Annotated in this window: 15 protein-coding genes; 7 read left to right on the top strand and 8 right to left on the bottom strand. The window is 62.8% G+C overall.

Features of this window, described 5'->3' with window-relative positions:
• From CPI83_RS05985 to CPI83_RS05975, 3 genes are read right to left on the bottom strand one after another with little or no spacing between them, the layout of a single operon-like run.
• A complete protein-coding gene (locus CPI83_RS05985; protein ID WP_020970638.1) occupies positions 1 to 552 on the bottom strand; it encodes an SRPBCC family protein in 552 nt (183 codons plus the stop codon).
• 50 nt (positions 553 to 602) lie between these two features.
• The gene (locus CPI83_RS05980; protein WP_097386939.1) at positions 603 to 1250 is read right to left on the bottom strand and encodes an alpha/beta fold hydrolase; all 648 of its coding nucleotides are present in this window, start codon (positions 1248 to 1250) and stop codon (positions 603 to 605) included.
• Positions 1247 to 2011, bottom strand: a complete 765-nt coding sequence (locus tag CPI83_RS05975) for an MBL fold metallo-hydrolase (protein WP_097386938.1) — start codon at positions 2009 to 2011, stop codon at positions 1247 to 1249. Before CPI83_RS05975 ends, CPI83_RS05980 begins: the two co-directional genes overlap by 4 nt.
• A 19-nt stretch (positions 2012 to 2030) precedes the next feature.
• Between CPI83_RS05975 and CPI83_RS05970 the strand changes: the two genes are divergently transcribed.
• On the top strand, positions 2031 to 3155 hold the full coding sequence (locus CPI83_RS05970; RefSeq protein WP_232816870.1) for an alpha/beta hydrolase: 1125 nt from the start codon (positions 2031 to 2033) through the stop codon (positions 3153 to 3155).
• Here CPI83_RS05970 and CPI83_RS05965 read toward each other — a convergent pair.
• Positions 3091 to 3681: a TetR/AcrR family transcriptional regulator gene (locus CPI83_RS05965; protein WP_019745124.1), complete on the bottom strand. Its 591-nt coding sequence runs from the start codon at positions 3679 to 3681 to the stop codon at positions 3091 to 3093. The two genes, CPI83_RS05970 and CPI83_RS05965, sit on opposite strands and share 65 nt — an antisense overlap.
• A 129-nt stretch (positions 3682 to 3810) precedes the next feature.
• On the opposite strand from CPI83_RS05965, the gene CPI83_RS05960 reads away from it, so the two are divergent.
• The 6 genes from CPI83_RS05960 to CPI83_RS05935 all read left to right on the top strand — a co-directional run bounded on the left by CPI83_RS05960 (position 3811) and on the right by CPI83_RS05935 (position 8478).
• The gene (locus CPI83_RS05960) at positions 3811 to 4806 is read left to right on the top strand and encodes a patatin-like phospholipase family protein (RefSeq protein WP_019745125.1); all 996 of its coding nucleotides are present in this window, start codon (positions 3811 to 3813) and stop codon (positions 4804 to 4806) included.
• Between the two features lie 13 nt (positions 4807 to 4819).
• The gene (locus tag CPI83_RS05955) at positions 4820 to 6376 is read left to right on the top strand and encodes an NAD(P)/FAD-dependent oxidoreductase (RefSeq protein WP_097386937.1); all 1557 of its coding nucleotides are present in this window, start codon (positions 4820 to 4822) and stop codon (positions 6374 to 6376) included.
• Positions 6373 to 7251: an SDR family oxidoreductase gene (locus CPI83_RS05950; protein ID WP_097386936.1), complete on the top strand. Its 879-nt coding sequence runs from the start codon at positions 6373 to 6375 to the stop codon at positions 7249 to 7251. The genes CPI83_RS05955 and CPI83_RS05950 overlap by 4 nt, the downstream gene beginning before the upstream one ends.
• Positions 7252 to 7270: 19 nt before the next feature.
• Positions 7271 to 7789, top strand: a complete 519-nt coding sequence (locus tag CPI83_RS05945) for an N-acetyltransferase (protein WP_020908958.1) — start codon at positions 7271 to 7273, stop codon at positions 7787 to 7789.
• A gap of 90 nt (positions 7790 to 7879) precedes the next feature.
• Positions 7880 to 8290: a hypothetical protein gene (locus tag CPI83_RS05940; protein ID WP_020970646.1), complete on the top strand. Its 411-nt coding sequence runs from the start codon at positions 7880 to 7882 to the stop codon at positions 8288 to 8290.
• Positions 8290 to 8478: a helix-turn-helix transcriptional regulator gene (locus CPI83_RS05935; RefSeq protein ID WP_003940277.1), complete on the top strand. Its 189-nt coding sequence runs from the start codon at positions 8290 to 8292 to the stop codon at positions 8476 to 8478. The genes CPI83_RS05940 and CPI83_RS05935 overlap by 1 nt, the downstream gene beginning before the upstream one ends.
• A 23-nt stretch (positions 8479 to 8501) precedes the next feature.
• Here CPI83_RS05935 and CPI83_RS05930 read toward each other — a convergent pair whose 3' ends face one another.
• From CPI83_RS05930 to CPI83_RS05915, 4 genes are all read right to left on the bottom strand, one after another.
• Entirely contained in the window at positions 8502 to 8729 is a 228-nt protein-coding gene (locus CPI83_RS05930; RefSeq protein ID WP_021345436.1) for a hypothetical protein, read from the bottom strand.
• Positions 8730 to 8810: 81 nt separating this feature from the next.
• Complete coding sequence (locus CPI83_RS05925) at positions 8811 to 9638, bottom strand: ABC transporter ATP-binding protein (protein WP_019745131.1); 828 nt, start codon at positions 9636 to 9638, stop codon at positions 8811 to 8813.
• On the bottom strand, positions 9622 to 10737 hold the full coding sequence (locus CPI83_RS05920) for an aliphatic sulfonate ABC transporter substrate-binding protein (protein ID WP_042952828.1): 1116 nt from the start codon (positions 10735 to 10737) through the stop codon (positions 9622 to 9624). Before CPI83_RS05920 ends, CPI83_RS05925 begins: the two co-directional genes overlap by 17 nt.
• Entirely contained in the window at positions 10734 to 11591 is an 858-nt protein-coding gene (locus CPI83_RS05915; protein ID WP_021332086.1) for an ABC transporter permease, read from the bottom strand. The genes CPI83_RS05920 and CPI83_RS05915 overlap by 4 nt, the downstream gene beginning before the upstream one ends.
• Positions 11592 to 11736: the final 145 nt, after the last annotated feature.

Here is an 11736-nt window from a genome sequence, read left to right as displayed (position 1 = left end):
CTACCAAACCTGAGATTCGTCGATGCCCAACTGTCGCGCGTAACCGGAGTTGAGTGCGTCCCAACCGTACTCGCGCGCCCGTTCGCCCACGATCGGTCCGAAGGGCTCGCCGGCCAGAAGGGCATCGAGTACGTCGAAGCACAAATGCCACCCGGCAGCGAGTGCCGACGCCATCCCCTCGGCGCGCGACCTCTGCGTAAGTACGACGCGGGTGCCGCCCTCGACCGAGGTCAGGTCCCACACCAATTCGTCCGGGCCCCACTCGTGTTCGAGCCGCCGAGTGGTCTCCACAACGTGAACGGTGACCGGCAGCGACATTTCGGGGGCACCGTCCTCGGTGAGCATGGTGATCACGGCGTCACCGGTACGGCTCAGATTCCGATCGGCGGTGTACGGCGTCCATTGCGCCAACATCTCCGGGTCGGTGATCGCCTCCCACACCTTCTCGACGGGATACGGCAGCACCCGAGGGAAGCTGACGACTGTGTCGTCCCCGTCGACGCTCACCGTGACGTCGGACAGGGCACTGGGCTGATACGGCTGGGCACTCATGATTCGATCTCACCAGGAACCACCGACACGGGCAACTGCCCGCTCGGCGTTCAGAACACAAACAAAGCCGATGCGGCCGCGACTGTCGCCTCCACCACCGGAAACTTCACCACGGACAAGTCGTGTCGCGCTCCTTCGAACTCCACCAGACGTGTCGCGGCGGGAACCAGGTCGAGTGCTGCCTGTATCTCCTCCGTCGTCGCGAACTCGTCCTTCGATCCGTGGACGACAACGGCGGGTGTGTTCAGGTCGGGCAGGTGTTCGGTTCTGAGCTTCTCGGGCTTCTTCGGTGGATGCAGTGGATAGGACAGCAGGACCAGGCCGTCGACAAGTCCCGGGTTCTCCGCTGCCAGCATCGACGCCTGCCGACCGCCGTACGAATGTCCGCCGAGCAGAACGGGTCCGGGCACCGAGTAGTCCGAGCGAACAGCGGCAATCACCTCGGCAATGCCCGCACGATCCTCCGCAGCACGCGACGGATGCGGCGGCCCCGAAGCTCGACGCACCCGAAACGCGAGATCGAAGCGCAGAACTTGCACTCCTGCTGCAGCAAAGCCGTCGGCGACAGCACTCAACAGCACAGTGTTGCAATTACTTCCGGCGCCGTGGGTCAATGCCAGGGTTGCGACGGGCACTGACTCGGGGCGGTGCAGGAAACCGTGCACCGCGCCTTCGTCGACCGTTTCGACAGTACTCATGGACGCATCCTTGTCCGGCCCGCTCGGGCCTGTTCGACTGCGGCAGCCAAGCTGCCTTCGTAGACCGGACCGTGTCCGGGAAACAGCGCGCCGGCGGGCGCAGCGGCAATATTGTCCAACGCCTGGTCCGTCGCTCCACGGTCGTGGTTGAAGGGGCGCACCAGAAATTGTGGTCCGGCGACGCTCGACGTCGCATGTCCGGTCACGAGAGCGTCACCCGACGCGATGACTCCTGCCTCGGGGACAAGGTAAGCGCTGTGGCCGTCGGTATGCCCGTGGGTAGGAATCGGTACGATCCGACCGGGAACGTCCAGCGCACCACCTGCCGCAAAGGCCTGTGCTCGAGGCAGTTCCGCGCCTCTCAACGCGCCTGCTCCGATCACGTCGAGTAGCCACTTCGGAGCGCCTCGCCGCCACAACAGCAACGGAACTTTGGCCGGCGACAACTGCTGCAGGTACTCCCGCTTCGCGTGGGGCACTTCCAACGGATCCATCAGGACCGGAACCTGGAGCCGAGTCACGATGTCCGCGATTCCACCGATGTGATCGACATGCGCGTGAGTGACGAGGATTGCCCGAACATCCCCGAGCTGGTGACCGATCTGCTCGATCGAGCGTTCGACGTCGGCGCCGTTGGCCGGGTATCCGCCGTCGATCAACGTCAGATCGGCCCCCTCTTCGACCAGGACCCAATTGGCGTGACCGCACCGAACCAGATGTGTGTTCTCGATCTGCGTGATCGACAGTGCCGCAGTAGTCATGCTTGGTAGTCTGCGCCACGTGTCGGAATCCGTGAAGCAGGCCAGCAGCCGCAGCATTCGAGATCGCGCCGAAGCGTCCTTGGTAGCAGCCGCATTCGCGCTGCCCAGCGCGGTGAAACGTCGAATCACCGGGCCACCCGTCGTCATCGAGGGCAACACGCTCGACGCCGACGCACACCTGCTGCTCACGCTCGCGAAGACGCGGCCACTCCCCTCACATTCCACCGATCCCCAGTCACTCGCCGCTGCTCGCGCCAATCTCACCCGAACCGCGATCATGATGGGCGGCCGACCCGCGCAGGTCCGCACCGAAGAGATCTCCGTTTCGGGCGCCGACGGCCCGCTCCGCGCCCGGCTCTACGTTCCGACTGCCGACACCGGCGCTCTGCTCGCCTACTTCCACGGCGGCGGCTGGGTACAGGGCGGCATCGAATCACACGACGCTCCGTGTCGCCTGTTGGCCGAGACCTCCGGCGCACGGGTCATCTCGGTCGACTACCGGCTTTCACCCGAATTCGCTTTCCCCACACCGGTAGACGACGCCTATGCCGCGTACCAGGATATCGTCGACCGCGCCGAAGAGTTCGGGGCAGACCCGACACGCATCGCTGTCGGAGGAGACAGTGCGGGCGGGCACCTGTCCGCGACGGTGGCGTTGCGTGCCCGCGACGACGGCAAGACGCCACCGGCAGCACAGCTGTTGATCTACCCCGCTACCGACTTTCACGAGAAGGCTCCCTCGAGAACGACGTTCGGTGAAGGCTTCTTCCTGACCGAGGCCAATATGAACTTCTACGAGTCCAGCTTCCTCGGCAAGGATGCCGATCGACTCGACCCGTTGGTATCGCCGCTACGCGCCCCCGACGTGGCCGGACTGCCACCAGCCATCGTGATCACGGCGGGATTCGATCCACTCCGAGACGAAGGCGAAGCGTACGCAGCACGATTGCGAGACAACGGTGTTCACGTCACGGATAGACGCTATCCCGGCTTCATCCACGGCTTCGTCAACGTTCTGGGGCCCAGTGCCGGATCCCGTGCAGCGGTCGCCGAGATCGGCGGCATGCTCCGCGCACTCCTCAGCCGCCCGACAGAATCTCCCGCACCGTATCCACCAGCGGATCGACGGGAAGCTCTGGGCTGATTGCGCGCTGTAGCCCCAAACCGATTCCGACGCTGAGCATTCGCAGCGCGGCTGCGTCCGGATCCAGCGTCGGCGTCACCCCGTTGGATTCCGTGAGGTGTTGGACCAATCCGGCGATCAGTCCCCGCACCTGGTCTGCACCCGCCGCGATCTTCTCCCGAATGTCCTCGCTGTGCCGCGATCTCACCGAGAACTCGACCTCGAGCAGCGTCCACCTCTGGTCCCCGATTGTTCGCTCGGCCCACCGCGCGAATTCGGCTACCGCATCGTCGAGGGTCGATTTCGCCCCGAGTTGCGCAGTGATCTCACCGACCTTGGTCAGCCTGATCCGGCCGAGAACTTCGGCACACAATTCATCCTTGTTCTTGAAATTCGAGTACACCGCCCCCTTGGAGTACCCGGCGTCCTCGGCGATCTGATCGAGAGAGGCCGCGGCGTATCCGCGATCGAGAAAGTGCTCGACGGCCGTCGCCAACAGGGTCTCACGGGTCAACGCCTGCGCTTCCTGCCTGGTCAATCGCGCCATCGGAACCTCCCAGTGGTCCTCGGTATCGAGATTCCCACGGTAGCCGAATACCGCGAACGGTCGTCGAGTGGAGTACTGAAACCAATTTTGGGGTACCAACGTTATTCGGATACTGATAGTCTCCGAAACATGACTTCAGATGTGACCGGTACCACCGTGCGCCAAAACAGCGCACCGAGACGCGGCTTGGCCATCGGTTGCGGCGGCACTCTCGGTTTTGCCTGGACTGTTGCCGCGCTCGCCTCGGTCCGGGATGCGCTCGACTGGGATCCACGGGAAGCCACAGCCATCATCGGGACATCCGCCGGCGCCGAGTTCGTGACGATGCTCGGCAGCGGAGTCGGTGTCGACGAGTTGGTTGCCATGCAACTCGGCAACGCCGCCGCACGCCCCGAGCTCCTCACCCACATCGCGTCGGCGCCCGGAAAGCTCCCGCCACTTCCGAGACTGGGCGTCGGCAATCCACGACTCCTCACGCGTCGAGACCTTCCGGTTCTGAGCCGGATGAGCGGCATCGCACCGGTTGGTGGCGGCGACCCGTCCTGGCTCACTACGCTCGCCGAATCACTTGCTCCGGGCGATTCGTGGCTCCCACATCCGAACGCGTACATGGTATCCATGGACTACAGAACGGGGCGACGGGTCGCATTCGGGGCACAGGGGGCTCCGAAAGTGACCGTCGGTGAAGCACTCCGAGCGTCATGGGCGATTCCCGGCTGGTTTCCACCCGTCACGATCGACGGCGTCAGGTACATCGACGGCGGCGCCGCATCCACGGCTTCGGTAGACCTTCTGCTCCCCCTCCAACTGGACGAGCTGGTTGTACTGGCGCCCATGGCTTCTCGAACCCTGAGGCCGGCGCGCGGAGCCGCCCGTATCGAACGCGGTGCACTGCGCAATGCCATGTCCAAGGGGCTCGATCAGGAGATCGAACTGGTCCGCTCCGCGGGTACCAGAGTCATACGAATCGATGCCACCGACGACGACCTTGCCGTGATGGGCGCCAACTTCATGGACGGCCGCCGACGGCTCGCCACCTTCGAATCATCGCTGCGTACAACACGTGCGAGCGTCAAGCGCGAACTCGATGTGCACCCGTTCCAGCCCACTCGTTCCCACCAGTGAAAGCGCAGACTCAGTGAACAACGAATCTGACCACTTCGAGGTCGTGATCATCGGCGGTGGAATTTCCGGAATCGGCGCGGCTATCCACCTGCAGCGTCTCGGAATCGACAACTTCGTGCTACTCGAGAAGGCCGACTCCCTCGGTGGAACCTGGCGCGCCAACACCTATCCCGGGTGCGCCTGTGATGTTCCATCCGGTCTGTACTCGTACTCCTTTGCCGCCAATCCGGATTGGACGCGCTTGTTCGCGGAGCAACCGGAGATCCGCGAATACATCGAGAACACGGCGGGCACGCACGGAGTCGACAAACACGTTCGCTTCGGGGTCGAAATGCTCTCCGCGCGATGGGATGCGTCGCAATCACTGTGGAAGATAACAACTTCCAGCGGCGAACTGACTGCTCGCTTCGTGATAGCCGCTGCCGGCCCATGGAACGAGCCCCTGACACCGGCGATCCCCGGACTGGAAGCGTTCGAGGGAGAGGTGTTTCATTCCTCGCAGTGGAATCACGACTACGACCTGACCGGAAAACGCGTCGCCGTCGTAGGAACCGGAGCGTCGGCAGTCCAGTTCGTTCCGCGCATCGTCTCCCAGGTCTCCGCCCTTCACCTCTACCAGCGAACCGCTCAATGGGTTCTTCCCAAACCCGATCACTACGTACCGCGGATCGAAAGGTCCGTCATGCGATTCGTGCCGGGAGCACAGAAAGCCTTGCGCAGCATCGAATACGGAATCATGGAAGCGCTCGGATTGGGATTCCGTAATCCGTGGATTCTGCGAATCGTGCAGAAACTCGGGTCAGCCCAATTGCGCCTGCAGGTACGCGATCCGAAGCTGCGCAAGGCATTGACTCCCGATTACACCCTCGGTTGCAAGCGACTGCTCATGTCGAACTCGTACTATCCGGCCCTCGGCAAACCCAACGTCAGCGTCCATGCCAACGCCGTCGAGCAGATCCGCGGTAACACCGTGATCGGCGCCGACGGAGTGGAGGCGGAGGTGGACGCCATCATCTTCGGAACGGGCTTCCACATCCTCGACATGCCCATCGCATCCAAGGTATTCGACGGAGAAGGTCGATCACTCGACGATCATTGGCAGGGAAGCCCGCAGGCGTACTTCGGCTCCGCCGTCAGTGGATTCCCCAACGCGTTCATCCTGCTGGGCCCGAGCCTCGGCACCGGGCACACATCGGCGTTCATGATCTTGGAAGCCCAACTGAACTATGTGGCGCAGGCAATCGGCCACGCCCGTCGTCACGGCTGGCAGACCATCGACGTGCGAGAGGAAGTTCAGGCAGCCTTCAACTCTCAGGTTCAGGAGGCATTGGGGACCACGGTCTACAACGCCGGTGGTTGCGAAAGCTATTTCTTCGACGTCAACGGCCGCAACAGTTTCAACTGGCCGTGGTCGTCCGGTGCCATGCGTCGACGGCTACGGGACTTCGATCCGTATGCCTACAACCACACGTCGAACCCTGAGTCAGACAACAGGCCCCCTGAACCCGCGCCATCTGAACCCACGCCATCCGAGCCCACCACCAGTCCGGAACCGGAGTACACCGCATGAGCCTCTTCGGCATCACCTACCCGCCGATCGATCTCGACGGAGCGGTCGTCGTCATCTCGGGCGGTGGCCGCGGAATCGGCCGGGCGACAGCCAAGTTGTTCGCTGCTCGCGGTGCACTCGTATGCGTCGGCGATCTCGACGAGGAGACAGCCGTCGACACAGCGGAGTCCATCGGCCCACGTGCCCGCGGTTACCTGCTGGACGTCACCTCACGCGATTCCTGGGATGTGTTCGTCTCCAAGGTGATCGGTGAATTCGGCCACATCGACATTCTCGTCAACAACGCGGGAGTGATGCCGCTCGGCAGCTTCCTCGACGAGTCCGACGCCACCAGTCGAGTCACCCTCGACGTCAACATCTGGGGGCCTATTCACGGGATGCGCGCCGTGTTGCCCGGCATGGTGGATCGACGACGCGGGCACGTCGTCAACATCGCATCGATGGCAGGCAAACTTCCGGTACCCGGGATGGCCGTGTACAACGCCAGCAAGTTCGGCGCAGTGGGCCTTTCGGCTTCTGCCCGTGTCGAATTCGCAGATTCCGGGGTCAGCGTCAGCGCGATCCTGCCCAGCGCGGTGCGGACCGGCCTCTCGTCAGGCGTGCCACTCGGAAAGGGAATGCCGACGGTTGAGCCCGAGGTAGTGGCCAAGGCCGTCGTCGACACGGTCGCGCATCGGCGAGCCGAAACTGCAGTTCCCCGTTACCTTGCGGGCTGGGATCTCGTCGACGCACTGGTCCCCGAATGGATCATCAACATCGGCCGCCGGGTGATCGACGATCGCCGCGCACTGACATCGGTAGATCCGAACGGGCGTGCGGACTACGAAAAGCGAGTGGCACGTCAGGCCGAAAATGGGGAGCACAATCCGAAGTGAACCGGGTAGTTTCGTGGCCATGTACATCCGCCGCGAAACTTCTTCCGACCGTGACGCCATCTATTCACTGCTCGGGGCGGCGTTTGCCGACCAGGCACCGCCCGGCGAGACTCCCTACGAGATCGAACTGACACGCCAACTCTTCGCCTCGGACGACTACTTACCGAAGTTGTCGCTGGTCGCCGTAGCCGGCGGTGAGATCGTCGGCTTCGTGATCGGGACACGCGGATGGGTCGGTCCCGTGGAGGCTGTTGGCCTCGGTCCGCTGGCTGTCACCCCGGGCAACCAGCGCAGCGGGGTTGGTTCGGCACTGATGCACGCGGTGGTCGGCGCGTGCGACGCCCTGGACGTGCCGCTGATCGCACTCTTGGGCAGCACCGAGTACTACCCGCGGTTCGGATTCGTCACCAGCACGGACGTCGGAGTGGAGTCTCCGGAAGCTGAGTGGGGCGCTCACTTTCAGATCAGAACGCTCACCACACATCGCGCTGATCAGACGGGGAAGTTTTCATACGCAGCGCCTTTCGGAATCGCGTGACCCGGAGCGCGATGTAAGAGTTCTTTGACATACGGCGTGCGTGAATCTACGCTCAACCCTGTCAAAGAACTCTTACATCCGGGAGGCTTCATGAGCACCACGGCACGGTGGAGCCTGGTTATCGGCATCGGCGTCGCAGTAACGCTGACCCTCGGCTTTTTCGCAGCACTGACCGCCGGCGACCAGAAGACGTTGACCTTCGTCGTCTTCGCAATCGTCATGGCGCCGGCTTGCATCGGATCCGTATGGGCCCTTTTCCCATCGGAAAAGAACAAGGCTCCCGCCTATCCCGAGGACACCGTCGAAACAGAATGGAGCCGCAAGGCCGGATTCGGCGCGTTCACAGACTTGATCACTGCCATGGGAATCGCGCTGATCGCGCACAATGTCTTCGGCGCTCCCGAACTGCCGCTCCTGATCTTCACTGCCCTCGGCCTGGTCGACTTCGGAATTCGGTACTGGGCGGTGTCGAGGGACCGCGCCCCCACGATCGAGATCTGATGCGCAACAATCTTCAAGAACTCAGGACGGCGGCCGGATTGTCACAACAAGCGTGCGCCGACGCACTCGGAATCACGCGCCAAACCGTCATCTCGATCGAGAAGGGACACTTCGACCCGCGTCTGTCGCTGGCGTTCCGAATCGCCGAGTACTTCGACAAACGCGTCGACGACATTTTCTCCAGCTGACGCCGTCTCGGGCTGACAGAAGATCAGTCGAACAGGGTAGGCGACCCGTTTTCGTCTTTCCCGTCGTCGACCGCCGTCGTCTTCTTGCCCGAGCCCTTGCGGACGACGGTCAACGTCGTCGTTCGACGCGACAACCTGTGCCCGTCACTGTGTTCGAGCAACGCCATGCCCTGGCGAACTTCGACTACCGTCCACGGACCCGCATGGCCGGCTGCCTGCACGAGGTCACCGGACTCCACCTCAGTTGCCATGACCACTCCTTGTTCGTCGTGTCCTGCACGTTCTCCTTCCTATTATCGACGCGGCCACCTGGTAGTCGACGCGCAGGGTACCTACGCTGCAGCAGCAACCTTGACCGCATGGCCGACTTCGGCTCGGAATGCCGCGTATTCGGGTGAGCCTCGGAGATCGTCGGGATCGACGCCGGTTCGTGGCAGATCGATTTTCAGGTCCAGTGCGACCTTGCCGGGCCGGCTTGTCAGAACTACGACGCGGGAGCCGAGAAAGGCCGCCTCGTCGGCACTGTGAGTGACGAAGACACTTGTTCGCCCCGATTCGGCACTGACACTGCGGAGGTCCTCCTGTAGACGCTCGCGAGTGAGGGCGTCCAATGCGGCAAAGGGCTCGTCCAGCAACAGCAACGATGTTTCGGCCGCCAGGGCCCGGGCAATTGCTACCCGCTGCTGCTGCCCGCCGGAGATTTCCCAGATACGCCGGTCCGCAGTGCCGCCCAGGCCGACGCGGTCGAGAAGCTCGTCGCGCCTTCGCCCGCGTTCGCTCTTCGTCACCCCGGCATATTTGAGTGCCAGATCGATGTTGCCGCCCACCGATTTCCACGGAAACAATCGTGGTTGCTGAAACACCACGCCGGCACTCGACCCGGGAATCGGGTCGGATCCTGATACCTGAACTGTTCCGCTGGAAGGATTTTCGAAACCTGCAATCAGCCGCAGCAATGTGCTCTTGCCGCAACCCGACGCTCCGACGAGGACCAGAAACTCACCAGGGGCGACGTCGATCGATACCGGCCCGAGTGCCGTGACGGACTCTCGACCGTGGCCGTACTTGTGCGAGACGGTGTCGATTCGGATCGCGCCCGGGCGGTCGGCAGCGAATCCTCCCGCGGCCTGCTGTGCGGTCTCGCTACTGGTCAAGGACATCGGGAAGCCCCTTCACATAGAGAGCATTCTGAAAGACCGCCAGATCAGGCACACTGTCGATCTGCTTCTGCTCGGCCAGGAATTGCGCTGCACTCTGCAGGTTCACTGCCAGATTCCCGGGAGCGCCTTCGGCGCCCAGCCATTCCGGCGAGGAGATCTGCTCGGGAGTGAGGAACACTCCCTGCTTCAGCTGCGCTGCCGCGTCGTCCTTCGAGGCGCCCAATTGCGCGGCAACAGCTTCCGCTGCCGCGTCCGGGTCCGTGGCGATCGTCGTGAGCGCGCGGGCCTGAACCTGGCGCCAGGTATCGACGATCTCGGGGTGATCCTTGGCAAACGCGGTCGACACCACACCAAGATCGAGTGTCGGCTTTCCAGCCGTCGCGAGCTCGCGACTGGCGATCAACTGTGTTCCGTCCTTACGGAGCTCGTCGAGCGTGGGCAACCAGGTGTAGACGGCATCGATGTCACCGCGCTGCCAGGCAGCGAGGGATGCTTGCGGCTGGAGATCCACCAACTGGACGTCGTCAGCACTGAGTCCGGCCTGGTTCAGTGCTGCCAGCAGACTGTAGTGCGCGGTCGAGGCGAATGCCGTGGCCACTTTCTTGCCACGCAGATCTGCGACGGTCTTGATTCCGGTTGCGTTGCGCGCCACCAAGGCTTCGTTGTCGCCGGCCACGTCGAGAACAAACGCGACCTGGTACGGAATGTTCAGCGGTGCCGAGAGGCCACGAGCAACCGGACTCGAACCGATTGCGCCGAAATCGATTTCACCGGCAATGAAGGCGGTGTTGATGTCGGCTCCCGAATCGAACTTCGTCCACTTCACGTTGTACTCGGGCAATGCGTCTTCGAGCCAGCGATTGTTCTTGACTATCAAGTCGCCGCTCGGGAACGACTGGTAGGCGATACGGATCGTTTCCTTGGACGAATCCTGGCCCGAATGATCCACCGAGCACGCACCGAGAACAAGGGCAAGAACGCCGATCAGCACCGTGAACGCCGTCCGGGAAGCCCTTCCCTCGTTGCGGTTCGGATTGCTGTTGCGCTTCAGATTGCCGCTGGGCTCGGAAATGCTGCCATATTTCTTATTGTCGGTCATACTTTTCCCCTCCAGGGAACGGCGCGGCGCTCAGCAGCCCGCAACAGTCCGTCGATGATCAAACCGGAGAATCCGATGGCGAAGATCCCCACCAGCACTACCGGAGTGTTGTTGTAATTGCTTGCATCCTTGACCATTCCGCCGATTCCGGGGATGCCGTTGAACAATTCGGCCGCGACAACTGACGAGTACGCCATACCCACCGACAAGCGAATGCCCGTGAAAGTTTCAGGCAGCGCCGACGGGACAACCACGTCTCGGATCACTTGTGCCCGTGAGGCTCCCAGCGCCCTGGCAGCTTCGACCAGCCCGACGGGTGCCGCGACAACAGCAGCTGTGGTGGCCACTGCTGCCGGCGGTAGCGCAGCCAACGCCAGAAGCGTGATCTTCGGCGCCTCGTCGATTCCCAGCCAGATCACCAGCAGGAAGAAGTACGCCAAGGGCGGCAGTGCCCGCAGGAAGGTCAACCACGGTTCGAGCAGGCTCCGCAGCCATGTCACCGATCCCATTGCCAAACCTAGGATCACGCCCAATCCGACGCCGATGATCACACCGACCAGCACCCGTCGCAGCGTCATGTAGAGGTGCTCCCAGAGCAAATACCCCTGGTAGCCACGCACTCCGTCGTGCGTGGTCATCGTGTTGACGAAGGCATGCCAGACCGTGCTCGGAAAGGGCACGAAGGTCTCACTCCAGGTGCCGCTCGCCGCGGCGACCTGCCACAAGGCCAAGAATGCGATCACTGAGAGCACCGGCAGTCCGACAGTGGTCACACTCGAAGTCCACGGCCGACGCGGTTCACGGTTCGGTTCCGCGACTGGTGTTGGTTCTATTGCTTCGACAGGAGTCGACATCGCTGTTCTTCCTCGACGTACGGAAAATTCCGGCACACATGCAGCAACGAGCGCACATGCAGGGGCGAAGGCGCACAGAGCGGCGCCGTTCTCACTCAGGAGAGTCGGAAGGAATCAACAGCAACAGCAGTTGGCACCAAGACGG

Origin of the sequence: Rhodococcus sp. H-CA8f, from assembly GCF_002501585.1 — a bacterium.
In the GTDB taxonomy this organism is placed as follows: domain Bacteria; phylum Actinomycetota; class Actinomycetes; order Mycobacteriales; family Mycobacteriaceae; genus Rhodococcus_F; species Rhodococcus_F erythropolis.
Note: the sequence above shows the minus strand (reverse complement) of the source record. Positions and strands in the feature narration are given on the sequence as shown.

Bases quoted from the DNA above. Each gene is read 5' to 3' on its own strand.
- CPI83_RS05985 (WP_020970638.1), bottom strand. From the start codon at position 552: ATGAGTGCCCAGCCGTATCAGCCCAGTGCCCTGTCCGACGTCACGGTG.
- CPI83_RS05980 (WP_097386939.1), bottom strand. From the start codon at position 1,250: ATGAGTACTGTCGAAACGGTCGACGAAGGCGCGGTGCACGGTTTCCTG.
- CPI83_RS05975 (WP_097386938.1), bottom strand. From the start codon at position 2,011: ATGACTACTGCGGCACTGTCGATCACGCAGATCGAGAACACACATCTG.
- CPI83_RS05965 (WP_019745124.1), bottom strand. From the start codon at position 3,681: ATGGCGCGATTGACCAGGCAGGAAGCGCAGGCGTTGACCCGTGAGACC.
- CPI83_RS05960 (WP_019745125.1), top strand. From the start codon at position 3,811: ATGACTTCAGATGTGACCGGTACCACCGTGCGCCAAAACAGCGCACCG.
- CPI83_RS05950 (WP_097386936.1), top strand. From the start codon at position 6,373: ATGAGCCTCTTCGGCATCACCTACCCGCCGATCGATCTCGACGGAGCG.
- CPI83_RS05945 (WP_020908958.1), top strand. From the start codon at position 7,271: ATGTACATCCGCCGCGAAACTTCTTCCGACCGTGACGCCATCTATTCA.
- CPI83_RS05940 (WP_020970646.1), top strand. From the start codon at position 7,880: ATGAGCACCACGGCACGGTGGAGCCTGGTTATCGGCATCGGCGTCGCA.
- CPI83_RS05935 (WP_003940277.1), top strand. From the start codon at position 8,290: ATGCGCAACAATCTTCAAGAACTCAGGACGGCGGCCGGATTGTCACAA.
- CPI83_RS05930 (WP_021345436.1), bottom strand. From the start codon at position 8,729: ATGGCAACTGAGGTGGAGTCCGGTGACCTCGTGCAGGCAGCCGGCCAT.
- CPI83_RS05925 (WP_019745131.1), bottom strand. From the start codon at position 9,638: ATGTCCTTGACCAGTAGCGAGACCGCACAGCAGGCCGCGGGAGGATTC.
- CPI83_RS05920 (WP_042952828.1), bottom strand. From the start codon at position 10,737: ATGACCGACAATAAGAAATATGGCAGCATTTCCGAGCCCAGCGGCAAT.
- CPI83_RS05915 (WP_021332086.1), bottom strand. From the start codon at position 11,591: ATGTCGACTCCTGTCGAAGCAATAGAACCAACACCAGTCGCGGAACCG.